Here is a 16,851-nt window from a genome sequence, read left to right as displayed (position 1 = left end):
TTGGGGGCCCCCACGACGCACACCCCTCACACCCCCCCCCCAGCGCCCCGGGGCGGCGGGGGTTCCTGCGGCGGGGGCGGGCCGGGGGACGATACCTAGGGTCGCCTTGGGGTCGCTGTCAACCCTGCGTGCGGGGTCCCAGAGGAGCTGGCACAGCCCGGATAAGGCACACACCCCCGCCCGGATCACCGGGCGGGGGCCGGCCGTGCCCGAGGTGCGATCGCCCGCCAGGCCGATCACCCGTGCGGGAGAACCGGCCACGCACCAGTGGCACCCAGCCTCTCTTGCCTCCCGCAAGGAAGACCACCACCCTGGGTCGACCTTCGTGACTCAGGGCAGTTCCATCTACGGGAAATGAGCGTGAAGTGTACAGTTCTGTCATGAGTGAGACTCTGCCCATCACCGAGGCGCGAGCGAGATTCGGCACTCTGGTCCGCCGCGCCTCCCACAGTCGCGAACGCATCACCATCACAGACCACGGCCAGCCCGCCGCCGTCCTCATCAATCCGCAGGAACTGGCCGAACTGGAGGACGAGCTCGCCATCGCCCGCTACCGCGCCCGCCAGGCCGCCGGCACCGCCGCGAGCGTGCCGCACGAGGACGTTCGGTCGATCCTTGGCCTGGAGCGTGAGTGACCTACCAGATCACCTGGGACGAGCCAGCGATCAACGCGGCCGCCCGGTTCCTCAAGGACGACTCCGACGGCCTTCGTCAGGTCATGGCCGCAGTCGACCTGCTGGCCTCGGATCCCCGACCGGAGGGCTCTGCGGCCTACGGCTCGCCGGACCTCCGCCGCATCCACATCGGCTTCTACCGTGTCCTGTACGAAATCACCGAGCAGACGGTGACCATCGTGGTCATTCACCTCGGCCGCATTGCCTGAGGACCGGAGATCCGCTCAACGCTGCCGCCGCGTGACTACCACGGCATGGTGGGCGAGGCCGAGCGGATCATCTGACGAGGGGACAGGCAGTGATCGAAGCGGAGCTGAAAGCAGTGGTCCGGGACCCCGAAGGTGTGCTCAGGTCCCTTGAGGAGCGGTACGGCACCGGCCGCGCCGAGGTGTACCGCGACACCTACTACGACGCGCCGGACGGGTCGTTCATGGATGCCGATCGCGAGTTGCGCATCCGCACCGTGCACGGTCCCACCGAAAATCGCACCGTGCTGACCTACAAGGGCGCCCGCGTCGATGAGGCATCCGGATCCAAGCCCGAATCGAGACACGGGTCGAGGACTCGGACGCCGCTCATGAGATCGTCCGCGCGCTCGGCTTCGTCCCTCGCATCGCGTTCGAGAAGCGGTGCCGCAACTACCTCTTCAGCCACAGCGACCGGCAGTTCCTTGCCACCCTCGTACGCGTGCCCGAGATCGACGGGGTCTTCATCGAACTGGAGACCACCGCAGCCGAGGACGACCTCGACCCCGCGCTCGCCGTCGTGCGGTCGGTGCTCGCCTCACTCGGCATCACCGACGAAGACCTGACGACGGAGCAGTGCACCGACGCGGTCGCTACGGCCCGCCCGTAGCCCGCCTCCACTTTCGACCCCAGTTGCTCGTCGCCAGTTCCATTCACCGGCCTTCCTCTTCCCGCCCCGCCCGGGCCTTCGCGCCGGGTGGGGTGAGATCGTCGAGCTGGCCGTCCGGCCGGTAGGCCGGTCGAGTATCAGGCTCCGAGGGCGCCGGTTCGAGCGGCGAAGGGGCGCAGGCCGGGCAGTCGGGCCGGGGAGTGGACGAGACAGGCCGTGACTGCCCGGACGGAAGGCCTGCGCACCTCCTCGGGCGCCACCCGCTCCATCGCGAGCAGCGCCTCGTACGTCCGCCGGTCCTCGCCCAGGGCATCCCACATGCGGGCGGTGTCGGTGAAGTACCGCGCTTGCCGCTCCTTCGTGGGCAGCCGCGTCGGGTCGAGGTCGAGAGCGTACTGAACACCCGCGTCGGGATCGCCGAGGGCGGTAGCGATCCCGACGCGGTACAGCGCGCACTGCTCAGCCGTCGCCTCCACCGTGAACAGCTCTCCGACCAGCCCGGGCGGAACACGCCCCGCAGTCCGCCCCGCCTGCGCACCGGAGATGATGGCGGGCAGGGTGGCCCGCAGTCGGTCGTAGCGGGCGGCTCGGAAGTCCGCCCGGGCCCGTGTCAGGGCGGCAGGAAGGTCAGGTAGGAGAACCGGGGCTACCGGTTCGAAGAGCGCTTGTTCCAGCAGGTCGGTGCCTGGCGGCACGTCTACGGGCTCGGCGCCGGCCGGACCTGTGCCGACGACGGCCGCACCGGCACCGGCGGCTCCCAGCGCGAAGAACCTTCTGCGTCGCACTTCGCCCTCCGACTCTCGACCTGCCGTCGCCCTAGTGGCAACCGATGACCTCAGCCCGGAAGTTGAGGCATGTCGGACGGGGTCGGCGTGCGAGGCACGCACAGCGTGTGCGGGCGGAACTGGTCGCGCGCACGTCTCAGGCATCAAGCCAAGAGGCAGATGAACGAAGGACGGCCCCCGCCCGGCGTTGGCGCTGGGCGGGGGCCGTTCGGATGAACTCGTGGGCTGCAGTGGCGAGATGTGTCCGGGTGCGATCGGTTCGCGACTACGGTCCGGCCACGAGCGATCGAGAGGAGACGCATCATGACCACCGGGGTTCTGGACTACGAGAGTGCCGACATCGTCCGGCTGATGAGCATCGCGGAGGAGGACTGGACCGAGCAGGAGCTCAAGGACGCGCTGCAGCGGGCGATCATGCTGGAGCTGTCCACCATCCCGCCGTACGCCACCGCGCTGTGGTCGATCACCGACCAGGACAACAGCAAGCCGGTACGGCGCACCATCCGCGAGATCGTCTTCGACGAGATGTCGCACTTCGGGCTGGTCGCCAACATGCTCACCAGCATCGGCGGCACCGTCGTCCTCACGGACCCGCTCACCGTGCCGAAGTACCCCGGGGAGCTGCCCGGTGGCGTCAATCCCGGGCTTGAGGTGTTCCTCAGCGGGCTGAGCCGTGACTCCGCCGCGCTGTTCGCCGACATCGAGAAGCCCGAGCACCCGCTCGCCTTCGCCGCGGACGGCAACACCATCGGCGCCTTCTACCAGCGGATCGCCGACGTCTTCCCCAAGTTCGCGCACCTGCTCACCGGTCGGCAGCAGGTGAGCTTCCCGCTCGGGTCGGGCCACGGGGTCGGCAATGACATCGTCCCGATGAACGCCCTCGGTGACGTCCTGGCCGCCATCCACGTCATCCAGGCCCAGGGCGAGGGCACCACCGCCTCCCCGGAGAACCCCTTCCCCGGCGCCCCGGGCGAGCTGGCCCACTACTACGCGTTCAAGGAGATCGCCGTCGGCAAGAAGCTCGTCCGCGACCCGCAGACGGGGCAGTTCGACTTCAACGGCGCCGACGTGCCGCTGCCGGACACCTTCCCGGTCGGCCGCGTCCCCCAGGGCGGCTGGGCCAACTCCCCCGGCAACGAGCCCGACGCGGCCACCGCCGAGCACCTGCACACCTTCAACCAGCAGTACAGCGACATGCTGCGCGCCCTGGAGGCCGCGTGGGGCCCCGGTCAGGAAGACATCTTCCCGGCCATCGGCCTGATGGGCGACCTGCGCCGCACCGCCCAGAAGATCAACCCGATCAAGCTCCCCGCCAACCCCCACTTCACCTACGGCCCGGAGTGGCTGTTCGTCGCCTGACGCCCCCGGCCCGCCGCCGGCTCAGCCCTTGACGGAGCCGGCGGTGAGCCCCTGGGCGAGGTAGCGCTGGAGGAACTGGTAGACCACGATCACCGGCAGCGAGGTGACCAGGGCGCCGGCCGCGAAGAGGCCGTAGTTCTGGTCCTGCTGGCCGGAGATGATCCCGTAGAGGCCGACCGCCACCGTCTTGGACTCGTTGGAGGTCAGGAAGATGCCGGCCAGGATGACGTCGTTCAGCGCGGTGGTCAGCGAGAGGATCCCGACCACCACCAGCATCGGCGCGGCCAGCGGCAGGATGATCCGGAAGAAGATCTGCGCGTGCCCGGCGCCGTCCACCTTGGCGGCCTCGTCGATCTCCTTCGGGATGGTGTCCAGGTACCCCTTCATCAGCCAGGTGTTCACTCCCATCGCCCCGCCGAGGTAGACCAGGAGCAGCCCCCAGGGCGTGTCCAGGCCGATCGCCGGCAGCACGTCGCCGACCTCGGCGAACAGCAGGTAGAGCGAGACGACCGCGAGGAACTGCGGGAACATCTGCGCCAGCAGGACGGTGAGCAGCCCCACCCGCCGACCCCGGAAGCGGAACCGGGAGAACGCGTACGCCGAGCAGACCCCGAGCAGCACGTTGAGCACGGCGAAGCTGCCGCAGATCAGCGCCGTGTTGGCCAGCCACCGCCCGAACGGGTACTGCTCGTCGGTGAACAGCGCGGTGAAGTTGGCGAACGAGGCGTGCTCGGGCAGCAGCGTGGAGGACTGCAGGCTGCCCAGCGGGTTGAGCGCGGCGGAGAACACGAACAGCAGCGGCAGGAGCGCGAAGCAGACGGCGAGGACGGCGACCAGGTGCCGCCAGCCGAAGCGGCGCAGCCATCGGACGGTGGCGGTCATGCGTTGAGCTCCTCGAGGGCCCGGGTGCGGCGGTAGCCGACCAGGGTGATCAGGCCGACCAGCAGGAAGATGAAGATCGACAGGGCGGCGGCGAAGCCGTACTGGGCGCCCTGCCCGCCGAAGGCCACCCGGTAGGTGTAGCTGATCAGGATGTCGGTGGCGCCGGCCGTACCGCCCGCGCCGTCGAACGGGCCTCCGCCGGTGAGCAGCTGGACGGCGTTGAAGTTGTTGAAGTTGAAGGCGAAGGAGGAGATCAGCACCGGCGAGGCGGCCACCAGCAGCAGCGGGAAGGTCACCGCCCGGAACGCGGTCCACGGCCCGGCTCCGTCGATCCGCGCCGACTCGTTCAGCTCGGCGGGCATGGACTGCAGTACCCCGGTGCAGATCAGCAGCATGTTGGGGAAGCCCAGCCACAGGCTGGTCAGGACGACCGCGAAGCGCGCGCTCCAGGTGTCGCCGAGCCAGTCGATCCGGGTGTGCAGGAGCTGGTTGAGCAGCCCGAAGTCCCGGTTGTACATGCTCTGCCAGATCAGGATGCCGATGAACGCGGGCATCGCGTACGGCAGCAGGAGCAGTGAGCGGTAGAGCCGCTGTCCGCGCAGCCGCGGGTGGTGCAGGGTGAAGGCGAGGCCGAGGCCGAGCGCGAAGGAGGCCCCGGTGGAGAGCGCCGCGAAGCCGAACGTCCAGGCGAGCACGCCGAGGAAGGGGCCGCGGACGGCCGGGCTGGTGAGCACGGCGGTGAAGTTGGCGAAGCCGACGGTGCGGTGCCAGCCGGTCGGCAGGGTCCGTCCGGAGCCGTCGTCGGCGGTGAACCGGCCCTCCCCGGCGCGGTAGACGGTTCCGGTGCGGGTGTCGGTGAGGGTGTCGGCCCGGCCGTCGTGCACCAGGGTGGGCCGGGCGGTGGTGGCCGAGGAGAGTCCCTGGCCGACCACGAAGCCGCCGTCCACCGGGACCCGCAGCTCCTTCAGCTCCTGGGCACGGCCGTTGGCCTGGCCCAGGGTGAGGATCCGCAGGCCGGGTGCGGCGGTCACCCGGCCGTCGGCCGCGGTCACCGTGCCGGCCGGGGCGGGGGCCAGGCCGCGCGCGGTGCCGGCCTCGGTCCGGCCGGTCGCCGGGTCGGTGAGCAGCAGGACGAGCGGGCCGCCGGCCGGCTCGGTGGCGACGGTGAGCGTGTACGAGGCGCCGTCGGGGACGGGCTCCACGGAGTTGTCGACCAGGGTGCGGACGGCCTGCTCCTTGGTGAGCAGGTGCCCGTCGCCGTAGTCGGTGAAGGAGACCGCGACGATGTGGAGCACGGGGTAGACCACGAAGGCCAGGAAGAGCACGGTGGCCGGCAGCAGGTACTTGGCGGCGAGCCGGCGCGGCGAGAGGTAGATCCAGAAGGTCGCCCCCGCCCCCGCGGCGAGGACGCCGAGGGCGGCCCAGTGGCCGGCCTGGTAGAGCTTGGGCGCGGCGAAGAGGGCGAGCGCGGCGACCCCGGACAGCAGGGCGGTCTTCACCAGCTGCGCGGTCACGGCACCGGCCCGGCGGGGCGGGCGTCGCGGGGGCCCGGCGGCGGGGGCGGCCGGGCGCCTGCTGTCCTGAAGGGTGGGGGAGGTCATGGGGATGGTCCCTGGTCCGTCCGGGAGGGGCGCGGGGCGCCGGGGGGTGTCAGTGACCGCCGGCCAGGGCGGCGCGGATGGCCTCGCCCGCCTGGCGCATGGTCTCGGCCGGGTCGGCGCCGGCCACGATGCTCGCCTCGGCCTGGCCGAGCGGGCCCCAGATCGCGTTCATCGCGGGGATGGTCGGCAACGGCTGCCCGGCCGCGCCGGCCGCGGCGAAGGCACCGATGTCCGGGTCACCGGCGGTGGCCGTGGCGAGGGCCGAGGTCAGCGCGGGCGGCTCGGGCGAGGCCTGGTAGAGCGCCAGCTGGCCCTCCTCCGAGCCGATCGCGCGCAGCAGGAACTCCTGGGCGAGCGGCTGGTTCTTCGCCTTGGCGGAGAGGTAGAACGCCTGCACGCCGACGAAGGGGCGGGCCAGCCCCTTGCCCGCCCAGCCGGGCACCGGGGAGATCGCGTACGGCAGACCGGCCTGCTTGACCTGCCCGAGCGCCCACGGCCCGGCCACCAGGAAGGGGGACTTGCGGCCGGTGAACAGCGAGATGGCGTTGGTGTCCACCGAGCGGTTGAACAGTCCGGCGCCCTTCTCCCCGTACTGCTTGAACAGTTCCCCGGCCGCGATCGAGCCCGGGCCGCCGACCCCGAGGTCCGCGGTGTCCCAGCCGCCGTCCGGCTTGCTGCCGAACAGGTAGCCGCCGGCGGAGGTGAACAGCGGCTGCAGGGCGTAGGCGTTGCCCTGCTGGCCGACCGGCAGCGCCAGCGGGACCTCGGCCTTCCCGGCCCGGACGGCGTCCTGGGCGGTGCCGGCCAGGTCCTCGAAGGTGACGGGCGCGGCCGGGGCGAGTTCGGTGTTGCGGAACAGCACCAGGGTCTCGGTCGCGTACGGCAGGCCGTACTGCTGGCCGCCCTGGGCCACCGCCTCCAGGGCGGCGGGCTGGAACAGCGCCTTCTGCTGCGCGGTCAGCGGGACGGGGGCGACCGTGCCGTTCTGCACGAGGTTGCCGAGCCAGTCGGAGGCGCCGACCACCAGGTCGGGACCCTTGCCCGCGTTGGTGGCCGTGACGTAGGCCTGCTGGGTGTTGACGGACTGCGGGGCGACGGTGACCTTGACGCCGTGCTCCTTGCCGAAGCGGTCGGCGAGCGGCTGGAGGGCGGCGGCCTGCTGGGTCTGGGCCCAGATCACCAGGTCGCCCTCGGCGGCGGCGATCGGCGGGGCGGTCATCGGCCCGTCCGCCGCGGCGGTGCCGCCGGCGGGCGCGGGGCCGGCGGAGGGGGTGGCGGAGCCGCAGGCCGTGACCAGCAGGGCGAGCAGGCCGAGTGCGGCGGTTCTGCGGTGGCGGGTGATCCGGTGGCGCATGGTCCGAGACTCCTTCGTCCGGGAGGGGTGCGGGGGTTGGGTCGCGGGGGCGGGGGTCGTGGCGGGCGGGTCAGATGCCGTCCGCCGGCCGGTGCCAGCGCTCGACGGTGAGGTCGAGCCGGGTGTCGCGGTCGACCCGCAGCGGGTGCAGCACCCGCCGGCCGTCGGCGTCGACGGCGTCCAGGCCCCAGCCGCGCGAGATGCCGCCGTCGAAGCCGGTGCCGCGCGGCACCGCGATCCGGCCGCGGAACCGGCCCGGTCCGGCCGGGGCGCAGGGCAGCGGGCCGAACATCACCGGGGCGTCGTCGGGGGTGCCGGGCGGGACGGTCACGGTCACCTCCAGCACCGGGTGGGCCGGCAGCTCCGGGTCGACGGCGACCTCGGTGTGCGCGGCCAGCCCGTGCGCCCGGACGGTGACCGCCGTCCGCCCGGCGGCCAGCGGGCGCAGCCCGCCGTGCGGCGAGACGGCCGCCACCCCGGGGTGCTCGACCCGGTAGCCGGCCTCCAGCGCGGTGTAGCGCACGCCGTCGGCGCGGACCGCGACCGGGTTGACGGCGCTCCAGGTCTCGCCGGGCGCGAGCGGGATCTCCGGCTCGACGGTGAGCGAGCGCACCGGTGAGGGCGCGCCGAACAGGTGCAGCAGCGCGTGCCGGGCGCGCGGGCGCCAGGCGTTCTCGTGGTGCGGCGCGGCCGGGTCCTCGTAGTAGAGCAGGTCGGCGCCGGAGGTGTAGCCGGCCTCGTCGACCAGCCGGCCGGCCAGCTCGCGGGCGGGCCGGGCCATGATGAACCCCTCCCGGCCGCCGATGTCCAGCCAGATCCGCCGCGGTCCGCGCCGCCGGTAGCGCTCGTGCACCACGCGTTCGCCGAGGCTCTCCGGGTCGACGTGGGTGAGGAACGGGGAGAGGACGGCGGCCAGGCCGAAGACCTCGGGGCGGCGGAAGGCGATGTGGTAGGTGACCAGGCCGCCCATCGAGGAGCCCATCAGCGCGGTGTGCTCCGGGCCGGTCCTGGTCCGGTAGCGGGCGTCGACGAAGGGCTTGACCTCGTCGGTCAGGAAGGCCTCGTAACGGTGGCCCTTCAGCGGGGTGCCGGGGGTGCGCCAGTACTCGGCGACGTGGGAGTACTCGACGCCGCGGTCGGCGCCGGCGTTGGGCACGGCGACCGCGATCAGCTCCGGGATCAGGCCCTCGGCGTACAGCGCCTCCAGCGTCCGGTCCACCGCCCAGGTGGGCTGCTGCCCCTGGTCGAAGACCTGCTGGCCGTCGTGCAGGTAGAGCACCGGGTAGTCGGCGTCCGGCCGGTCGTCGTAGCCGGGCGGCAGGTGGACCAGCAGGTCCCGTTCGTTGCCGAGCAGGTCGGAGCGGAAGCCGGGGATCCGTTCGATCCGGCCCCGCCGCACGGCGGCCTCGCCGTGCGGGGCGGCCTCGCCGTGCGGGGCGGACCAGGCCGTGTCGGCGCTCATCGGGCCACCGACCAGACGTGCACGGCCGGGCCCTCGTTGGGCAGGTCGCGGCCGGGGACCAGCTGCGGCCCGCCGAGCAGGTGGGTGGCGTGCCACTCCCCCGCCACCGGCGGGTGGTCGGCCCGGCTGATCTGCACCAGGATCGTCTCCCGCTCGTCCTCCCGCTCGAACAGCAGGACGTCGCCCTCGGCGACCAGCCAGCGCAGCCCGCCGCCGGTCAGCGCGCTGTGGCTGCGGCGCAGCCGGACCAGGTCGCGGTAGGTGCGCCAGGTGTGCTGGTCCCAGGCGGACTCGTCCCAGGGGAACGGCTTGCGCCCCTCCTCCAGGCCCTCGCCCAGCACGCCGACCTCGTCGCCGGAGAACACCATGGGGATACCGGGCAGGGTGAACAGCAGGGCCGCGCCGAGCAGTTGGCGCTCCGGACCGGCGAAGGTACGCAGCCGGGCGGTGTCGTGCGAGTCCAGCAGGGTCAGGTTGTGGGCGCGGCTGCGCCAGGGCAGAGCGGCGCCGAAGGCCGTCATGGTGGCGCGCACCCGGGCGGCGTCGTAGTCGGGGATCGGCCCGGGGACGGCCCAGAAGTCCTTCTGGTCGTGCTTCTCGACGAGCCAGCTCCAGACCGGCCGGGTGAAGCCGGCGTAGCTCATGGTGCCCTGCCAGCCGTCGCCGGCCAGCGCGAGCGAGGCGTCGTGCTGGTGCTCGGCGAGCAGGACGGCGTCGGGGTTGGCGGCCCGGACGGTGGCCGCGGTGGTGGTGGCGACCAGGTGGTTGAGTTCGACGTCGCCGCGCCGGCCGGCCATCTGCGCCACGTCGACCCGCCAGCCGTCCAGGTGGAACGGCGCGCCGAGGTACTTGGCGATCACCGAGTCGGGGCCCTCGTAGAGGCGGCGGCGCAGTTCGGCCGAGCGGTGGTCGAAGGTCGGCAGGGTGCGCACGCCGAGGAAGGTCGCGTAGTCGTCCGGTCCGCCGTCGCCGAAGAAGTAGAAGCCGGCCTCGGGGCTCGCCGGGTCGGACCGCGCGGTGCGGAACCAGTCGTGCCCGTCGCCGGAGTGGTTGAGGGTGATGTCGCCGATCACCTTGATGCCGCGCCGGTGCGCCTCGGTGGTGAGCGCGATCAGCGCCTCGTCGCCGCCGAGCGCCGGGTCGACCCGGTCGAAGGAGACGGCGTCGTAGCGGTGGTTGGAGCGGCCCTCGAAGAACGGGGTCAGGTAGATCACGGTCGCGCCGAGCCGCTGGATGTGGTCGATCTTGCGCACCACGCCCCAGAGGTCTCCGCCGTACATCTGCTGGAGGGCCTCGGCGTCACCGGTGCGCAGCGGGGTGTCCCAGTCCGCCGGGCGGGCCCAGGAGGCGAGCGGGGCCTCGCCGGAGCGGTGGTAGCGGTCCGGGAAGATCTGGTAGACCACCGCGTCGCCGGCCCAGGCGGGCGGGGCGGGGTGGGTGGTGAGGCGGAAGTCGGTGGCGTCGGGCAGGTCGTGGTCGTGCAGGCCGGCGGCGGTGAGCCAGCGCCCGCCGTCCGGGGTGTGCAGCCAGAACCGGTAGTTCATCTCCGGGTTGACCATCTCCAGGACGGCCCGCCACCAGGTGGTCCCGGCGCCGTCGACGCGGTCGACGACGGCGGCCGTGAAGTGCGGTTCGCCGTCCGGGACGGAGCGCAGGAAGACCCGCTCGACGTCCTGCCCGGCGGGCACCCGGACCAGCAGGTCGACGCGCTGCCCGAGGCGCGGGGCGAGGTCGCCGACGTACCGCGCGGACCCGTCGTGATGCGGCTGGTGGCGGGCGGCGAGGCGGTGGCTGCTGGCCGTGTCCATGGGGCTCCTCGGGGCGGGTGGACAGGTTAACGGATGCCGGCATTCCGCTTTCCGGGGCCGACGAGGGAACCGTAACGGCGATGAAACTGTTGCGCAATATGTTGCTAAGATCGTTTCATCCTGATGCGCGGCCCGCCGCGCCGGGCTTTGTAAGATGCAGGCCGGACCAGACCGGAGGACCAATTGAGCGGCCCGTCACTGCGCGACATCGCCGCCCGGGCGGGCGTCAGCGCCGCCTCGGTGAGCAGGGTGATCAACGACCGGCCGGGCGTCTCCGACGACACCAAGGTCAAGGTCGCCGAGGCCATGCGGGAACTCGGCTGGCAGCCCGACCAGGGCTACGACCCGCACCAGGGCGCGCTGATCGGCATCGTCGTCCCCGAACTCGACAACCCGGTCTTCCCGCTGCTCGCCTCCGCGATCGAGGTGCAGCTCGCCAAACACGGCCTCACCGCCGTGGTCGGCACCTCCACCCGCCAGGGCACCGCCGAACTCGGCTACATCGACGTCCTGCTGCGCAAGGGCGTCTCCGGCCTGGTCCTGGTCTCCGGCCGGCACGCCAACCCCAACGCCGACCACGGCTTCTACCGGCTGCTGCACGAACGCGGCATCCCGATGGTGCTGGTCAGCGGCCGGGTGGAGGGCCTGGCCGTCCCCACCGTCGCCACCGACGAGGCGCTCGGCGCCCGGATCGCCGTCGCCCACCTGCGCGAACTCGGCCACCGCCGGATCGGCCTGGCCGGCGGCCAGGGCTACCTGCGCCCCTCGCTCAACCGCCTGGACGGCTACCGGCGCGCGATGCGCGAGCTGCTCGGCGAGGAGCCCCCCGCGGACTGGTACGCCGAGTCCGCCTACTCGATCGCCGGCGGCGCGGCCGCCGCCCGCCAGCTGCTCGACGCGGACGTCACCGCCGTGATCGCCGGCAGCGACCTGATGGCCCTCGGCGTGGTCCAGGCCGCCCGCGAGGCCGGCCGCGGCGTCCCCGGCGACCTCTCGGTGATCGGCTACGACGACTGCTACCTCGCCGCCCACAGCAACCCGCCGCTCACCACCGTCCGCCAGCCGATCGACGAGATGGGCGCCGCCGTCGCCGACGCCCTCTGGCGCCAGCTGGAGGGCCACGGCGGCCGGGCCCGGGACTACCTGTTCACCCCCGTCCTGGTCGCCCGCGACTCCACCGCCCGCGCCCGCGGCTGAGGCCGCGCACACGCCGGAGGGCCGGGGAGCTGCTGCTCCCCGGCCCTCCGTCAGCTCCCGGGCGGCGTCAGTCGTTCGGGACGGTCGCGTAGCGCGCGGTGCCCTCGGCCATCTGGCGCAGGGCGTCCTTGCGGTCCCGCTTCGACAGCTTGTCGATGTAGAGGAAGCCGTACAGGTGGTCGGTCTCGTGCTGCAGGCAGCGGGCGAAGAAGCCGGTGCCCTCGACGCGGATCGGGTTGCCGTCCTTGTCCCGGCCGGTCACCGCGGCGTAGTCCGGGCGGGGCAGCTCGGCGTACGCGGTCGGCACCGACAGGCAGCCCTCGTTGCCGTCGTCCAGCACCCGCTGGCGGTCCTTCGGGAACTCCTCCAGCACCGGGTTGATCACGTGGCCGATGTGCCGCACGCCCTCGTCGTCCGGGCAGTCGTAGACGAAGACCTTCAGGTCCACGCCGATCTGGTTGGCGGCCAGGCCCACGCCCTCCGCCGCGTACATCGACTGGAACATGTCGTCGATCAGCGCGGACAGCTCGCCGTCGAAGGCCGTCACGTCCTTCACCTCGCGGTGCAGCACGGGGTTGCCGTAGACGGTGATCGGGCGCGCCGTGCCCTTGGAGAGGTCCGGCTGCTCGCCGACCACCTTCGGGGTCTCGTCGTGCTCGTGCTGGTCCTGCTCCGCCATGTCTTCCGCTTCCATAGGCCTACGCGTACCGCACCAGGGTACTCAGAGCGCTCAGCAGACCTCTTCGAGATCCCGGTACGCCCGGGTTCCCGGCGACGCCGCGGCCCAGCGGTCCAGCAGCACCCGCACCAGGTGCGCCGGGGCGGCGATCCCGCACTCGCGCTCGGCCAGCCAGGACATCCCGCCCGCTCCCGGGCTCAGGTGGCTCAGGTGGCCGGGGTGCGCGGCGTCCCCGTCGTCGTGCGGGTCGTGGTGGGCGGTGTGCCCGTCGTCCGAGGCCATCCGGCTCTCCGAGCAGGCCCGGCACAGCAGCCGCACCGAGGACGTCCAGTCCTCCGCCGCGTAGCCGGCGTCCGCGACCAGCCGCTCCAGCGCGTCCCGGTCCGCCTCGGTCGCCGCCTGGAGCAGCACCACGTACGTCGGCACCGGGGACGGCGCCCACAGCTCGATCTCGTCGAACACCGGGTAGGCGACCCCGTCGGTGACCCGCTCGCCGTGCGGGGCGCCGTCGTGCAGCACCACCTCGCCCCAGCGTCTGCCGGAGGACGGCAGCGGGATCGACAGCACCTCGATCCGGGCCGGGTCCAGCCGGCGGCCCCACACCACCTCGGACTCGCCGTCCGGGGAGAGCCGCACCGGGGTCGTCCCGAGGTCCAGGCTGACCGGCCCCTCCTCACGCGCGCCCGGGCCGCCGGGCAGCTTCAGCCCGTACGCCTGCCAGGCCCGGCGGGCCAGCGGCCAGTCCTGCAGCGCGGTCGCGGTGATGCCGAGGTTCCACCAGTCCGGGGCGCCCTGCTCGCGGTCCAGCAGCGCCACCGCCCGCAGCCCGGCGGCCCGGGCCTGCTCCCAGTCGCGGCGGAACTTGTGCAGCAGCGCCAGGTTGAACCACGAGTCCGACAGCCACGGCTCCAGGTCGGCGGCCATCACCAGCAGGGCGCCGGCGTCCTCGTACCGGCCGTCGCCGATCAACGTGAAAGCCCGGTCGGTCGTCTGCCGCCAGGTGGCGGACGGCCGGTGCCGTGCCCGGTGGAAAATCCTCACGTTCGTCCCTGCCGTCGTCGTCCGCTCAAGTTGTCCCGCAAGCGCTCCCGCGTCACGGGCCCGGTGTCCCGGGTCGGTTTTCCACGCTACGACCGCATCCAACCACGACGGCCGCCGCCCGCGCTCCCCACCGCCGAGTTGCCCGGTTCCGTACCGGCCGCATCCCGGCCCCTCCCCCAGCCTGCCCGCCCCGCCCCGGCCCCTCAACCCCGGACGCCCCCGCCGACCCCCGTTCCCGGCCGCCCGGACCCGGTCAGCCGCGCACCCGCACCAGCGCGTCCACCACCCGGGCGTCGTACACCCGCCCGCGTCCCAGCCGCAGCGCCTCCAGCACCTCCAGCCGGCCCACCGCCTCCCCCACCCCGCGCCCGCGGGCCGCCGTCAACAGGTCGTCGTGCGCGTTCGCCACCCGGATGATCCGCGCCGCCAGCGGCACCGCCCGCCCGCCGCCGTCCGGCCCGGGGAACGGGTCGGCCAGCCGGGCGACCTGCTCGGCGACCCGGCGCGGCACCCCGGTGCGCCGGATCACCTCGCTGCCCAGCCGGGCGATCCGCTGCTGCTCCTCGTCCGGCAGCAGCGCCGTCGCCCCGCCCGCCACCGGCTCCACCAGCGACAGCTGCCCGACGTCGTGCATCAGCGCCGCGTACTCCAGCAGCGCCAGCTCCCGGGTGCCGAGCCCCAGCTCGCGGCCGACCGCACAGGCCGTGTCGGCGACCCGGCGGGCGTGCCCCGGCGGCGTGTACCCGGCCACCTCGGTCGCCTTGGCCAGGCTGGCGATGGTCTGCCCGGTGGTGGCCCGCACCGCCGCCGCCCGCCGGAACGACACCTGCGCCGGCAGCAGCGGCGTGCAGAACAGCGGCAGCGCCCACAGCCCGACCTCCCCGGCGGCCAGGCTGACCAGCATGCCGGTGGCGGCGATCGCCGAGCCGATCCCGAACAGCGAGCGCAGCTCGTCCTCCAGCGCCGCCGGGAAGCGCAGCCCGCTGCGGGCCCGCCGCAGCAGCGCCGCCAGCACCGCGTCGCAGAGCGCGGCCAGCGCGGCCACCGCCGTCAGGAACGCGCCGTACGCCGGGCCGTCGGCGGAGAACCGGTCGACCACGCCGCTGTTGTAGAGCGGCTGGAACACGGCGGCCGCGAAGGCGGCGCCGAGCAGCCGCCGGGCCGCGCCGTCCCGCCGGGCCCGCTCGCGCCAGGGCGCCGGTCCGGGCGGACCGGCCCCGCGCAGGCGCCCCGCCACCGCCCGCACCACCGCGGGCAGCTGCGCCAGCAGCAGGCCGGCCCCGGTCACCGCCACCACCTGGAGCACCCCCGGCCCGGCCGGCAGCCCGCGCAGCGGACCGAGCAGCGCGTACGCCAGCGCCCCCGCCGCCCCGATCGGCGCCTGCTCGCGGTCGCCCGGAAGAGTGATCCGCACGCACTCGCCGAGCGCGATCAGCGCGGTGAAGGCCAGCGCCACGGCCGGCTGGGCCGCACCGCGCACCGCCACCGCCCCGAAGGACGCCGCCAGCAGCGCCAGCGCCGCCCCGTGCACGGCGCACACCGCACCGACGCACCCCTGCGGCGCATCAGCGCGCCCGGCGCCCGACGGCCGCCGCGCGCCGCCGCCTCCGGCCCGCGCCCCCGGGCGCGCACCCCGCCGCGCGCTCACGACGACCCTGCCGTCGGTACGCCGCCGCCCTGGGCGGGTACCCCGCGCGGCGCCGCCCGGGCCGGTTCGGGGACGCCGAGCGGGATGTCCGGCACCCCCTTGACGCAGTCCGGGGACGACGGCAGCACCGGCTGCCAGTCGTGCACCGCCAGCGCGTCCACCAGCGCCCGCACCATCACCGGGTCGAACTGGCTGCCCGAGCAGCGCTGCAGTTCGGCGACCGCCTCGGTGACCGGCCGGCCGCGCCGGTAGGAGCGGGTGGAGGTCATCGAGTCGAAGGCGTCGGCGACCGAGATGATCCGGGCGAACTCGGGGATCTGCTCACCGGCCAGCCCGGCCGGGTAGCCGCGGCCGTCCATCCGCTCGTGGTGGTGCAGGATCCCGGCGTGCGCCTCGCCGAGGAAGGCGATCCCGCGCACCAGCTCGTACCCGTGCACCGGGTGCACCTCGACGGCCCGGCGCTCCGCCTCGGTGAGGGGACCGTTTCTGCGCAACAGTTCGGTGGCGACGCCGAGTTTGCCGACGTCGTGCAGGATCCCCGCGTACCGCAGGGTGCGCAGCCGCTCGGCCTCCATACCCAGCTGATCGGCGATCAGCACCGCCGCCCGGCCGACCCGTTCGCTGTGACCGCGGGTGTAGGCGTCCTTGATCTCCACCGCCTGGACCAGCGCCTGGACGGTCGCCCGGTGGGCGTCGCGCTCCCGGTGGCCCTGGGCGAACACCCACGCCGAGATGGTCAGCGGCAGCAGGGCCAGCAGGGCCGCGAACGCGCCGTACGGCCCCTGCCACAGCACGGCGAGCATCAGCCCGCCCGCCGCGTGCACCAGCACCGGCAGGCCCGGCGCGGCGCAGGCACCGCGCCGGCCCTCCGCCAGCGCCCGCATACCGCCCACCAGGGCGCCGTTGACCAGGCAGAACGCGCCGAGCGCGGCGAACGCGGGCAGCAGCGCGGCGGGGAACCGCGAGCCGAGCAGCAGCTGCGGCCCGGCCAGCAGGTGGAACACCGCGGAGGCGGCGAAGGCGGACAGCGCGAGCTGCGCGCCGTTCCACACCTGGCGCCGCCGGCCGTCCGCGCCCGCGACCCCGAGCAGCGCCGCCGGGACGGCGACCAGCCCGGCGGCGGCCGGCGGCAGCATCAGCACCCCGGCGAACAGCACCGGGAAGAACGCGTTGACGCCGGGCCGCACCGGCCGGCGGGCGCGCAGCGGCGGGCGGCGCAGCAGCAGCCGCGCCACCCGCAGGCAGGGCGTCGACAGGCCCTGGGCGAGCGACTCCCAGCAGGCGTGCAGGAAGGCCAGCAGCCCGACCTTCGGCCAGTCCACCGGGGCGCCCAGCCAGTGCGCCGCGGCCGCCGGGGCGGGTAACGGCAGCAGCGGCAGCAGGCAGCAGACCGCCGCCACCGGCACGGCCACGAGGTAGCGCGCGGCGGCCGGCGGCAGGTCCGTGTCTCCACTGTCGATAGCGATGTCGACCTCCCCGCGTGCTGGCCCGCTCCGCCCTGGCCCG

General features: G+C 73.9%; 15 protein-coding genes and 1 pseudogene. 6 read left to right on the top strand and 10 right to left on the bottom strand.

What is annotated here, in order from left to right:
• Positions 1-380: 380 nt before the first annotated feature.
• The 4 genes and pseudogenes from ABT093_RS35085 to ABT093_RS35070 all read left to right on the top strand — a co-directional run bounded on the left by ABT093_RS35085 (position 381) and on the right by ABT093_RS35070 (position 1,529).
• Entirely contained in the window at positions 381-635 is a 255-nt protein-coding gene (locus ABT093_RS35085; protein WP_350571230.1) for a type II toxin-antitoxin system Phd/YefM family antitoxin, read from the top strand.
• Positions 632-883 (top strand): type II toxin-antitoxin system RelE family toxin, encoded by a 252-nt coding sequence (locus ABT093_RS35080; protein ID WP_350571228.1) that lies wholly within the window; start codon positions 632-634, stop codon positions 881-883. Before ABT093_RS35085 ends, ABT093_RS35080 begins: the two co-directional genes overlap by 4 nt.
• Positions 884-972: 89 nt before the next feature.
• Positions 973-1,152 (top strand): annotated as a pseudogene (locus ABT093_RS35075) (CYTH domain-containing protein); the annotation flags it as partial.
• Positions 1,153-1,361: 209 nt separating this feature from the next.
• On the top strand, positions 1,362-1,529 hold the full coding sequence (locus tag ABT093_RS35070; RefSeq protein ID WP_350571233.1) for a hypothetical protein: 168 nt from the start codon (positions 1,362-1,364) through the stop codon (positions 1,527-1,529).
• 137 nt (positions 1,530-1,666) lie between these two features.
• Here the strand turns inward: ABT093_RS35070 and ABT093_RS35065 are convergent, their stop codons facing one another.
• Positions 1,667-2,314 carry a hypothetical protein gene (locus tag ABT093_RS35065; protein ID WP_350571226.1) on the bottom strand — a complete coding sequence of 216 codons (648 nt, stop codon included), beginning with the start codon at positions 2,312-2,314 and terminating at the stop codon, positions 1,667-1,669.
• 303 nt (positions 2,315-2,617) lie between these two features.
• Between ABT093_RS35065 and ABT093_RS35060 the strand changes: the two genes are divergently transcribed.
• A complete protein-coding gene (locus tag ABT093_RS35060; RefSeq protein ID WP_350571224.1) occupies positions 2,618-3,673 on the top strand; it encodes a ferritin-like domain-containing protein in 1,056 nt (351 codons plus the stop codon).
• Positions 3,674-3,694: 21 nt separating this feature from the next.
• Here ABT093_RS35060 and ABT093_RS35055 read toward each other — a convergent pair whose 3' ends face one another.
• The 5 genes from ABT093_RS35055 to ABT093_RS35035 form a co-directional block, all read right to left on the bottom strand.
• The gene (locus ABT093_RS35055; RefSeq protein ID WP_350571223.1) at positions 3,695-4,555 is read right to left on the bottom strand and encodes a sugar ABC transporter permease; all 861 of its coding nucleotides are present in this window, start codon (positions 4,553-4,555) and stop codon (positions 3,695-3,697) included.
• Positions 4,552-6,156: an ABC transporter permease subunit gene (locus ABT093_RS35050; RefSeq protein ID WP_350571221.1), complete on the bottom strand. Its 1,605-nt coding sequence runs from the start codon at positions 6,154-6,156 to the stop codon at positions 4,552-4,554. Before ABT093_RS35050 ends, ABT093_RS35055 begins: the two co-directional genes overlap by 4 nt.
• Before the next feature lie 49 nt (positions 6,157-6,205).
• On the bottom strand, positions 6,206-7,510 hold the full coding sequence (locus tag ABT093_RS35045; protein WP_350571220.1) for a sugar ABC transporter substrate-binding protein: 1,305 nt from the start codon (positions 7,508-7,510) through the stop codon (positions 6,206-6,208).
• 70 nt (positions 7,511-7,580) lie between these two features.
• A complete protein-coding gene (locus ABT093_RS35040) occupies positions 7,581-8,972 on the bottom strand; it encodes an alpha/beta hydrolase-fold protein (protein WP_350571219.1) in 1,392 nt (463 codons plus the stop codon).
• Entirely contained in the window at positions 8,969-10,780 is a 1,812-nt protein-coding gene (locus ABT093_RS35035) for a glycoside hydrolase family 13 protein (protein WP_350571218.1), read from the bottom strand. Before ABT093_RS35035 ends, ABT093_RS35040 begins: the two co-directional genes overlap by 4 nt.
• A 183-nt stretch (positions 10,781-10,963) precedes the next feature.
• Here ABT093_RS35035 and ABT093_RS35030 point away from each other — a divergent pair, with 183 nt between their 5' ends.
• Positions 10,964-11,977, top strand: a complete 1,014-nt coding sequence (locus ABT093_RS35030) for a LacI family DNA-binding transcriptional regulator (protein WP_350571217.1) — start codon at positions 10,964-10,966, stop codon at positions 11,975-11,977.
• A gap of 67 nt (positions 11,978-12,044) precedes the next feature.
• On the opposite strand, the gene def is transcribed toward ABT093_RS35030, so the two are convergent.
• From def to ABT093_RS35010, 4 genes are all read right to left on the bottom strand, one after another.
• On the bottom strand, positions 12,045-12,656 hold the full coding sequence (gene def, locus ABT093_RS35025; protein ID WP_350571216.1) for a peptide deformylase: 612 nt from the start codon (positions 12,654-12,656) through the stop codon (positions 12,045-12,047).
• A 51-nt stretch (positions 12,657-12,707) separates the two neighbouring features.
• On the bottom strand, positions 12,708-13,697 hold the full coding sequence (locus tag ABT093_RS35020) for a tetratricopeptide repeat protein (RefSeq protein ID WP_350571215.1): 990 nt from the start codon (positions 13,695-13,697) through the stop codon (positions 12,708-12,710).
• A 253-nt stretch (positions 13,698-13,950) separates the two neighbouring features.
• The gene (locus ABT093_RS35015; protein WP_350571213.1) at positions 13,951-15,237 is read right to left on the bottom strand and encodes an HD-GYP domain-containing protein; all 1,287 of its coding nucleotides are present in this window, start codon (positions 15,235-15,237) and stop codon (positions 13,951-13,953) included.
• A gap of 104 nt (positions 15,238-15,341) precedes the next feature.
• Positions 15,342-16,751 carry an HD domain-containing phosphohydrolase gene (locus ABT093_RS35010; RefSeq protein ID WP_350571211.1) on the bottom strand — a complete coding sequence of 470 codons (1,410 nt, stop codon included), beginning with the start codon at positions 16,749-16,751 and terminating at the stop codon, positions 15,342-15,344.
• Positions 16,752-16,851 lie beyond the last annotated feature (100 nt).

It is taken from the genome of Kitasatospora sp. NPDC002551, assembly GCF_040296005.1.
GTDB lineage: Bacteria > Actinomycetota > Actinomycetes > Streptomycetales > Streptomycetaceae > Kitasatospora.
Note: the sequence above shows the minus strand (reverse complement) of the source record. Positions and strands in the feature narration are given on the sequence as shown.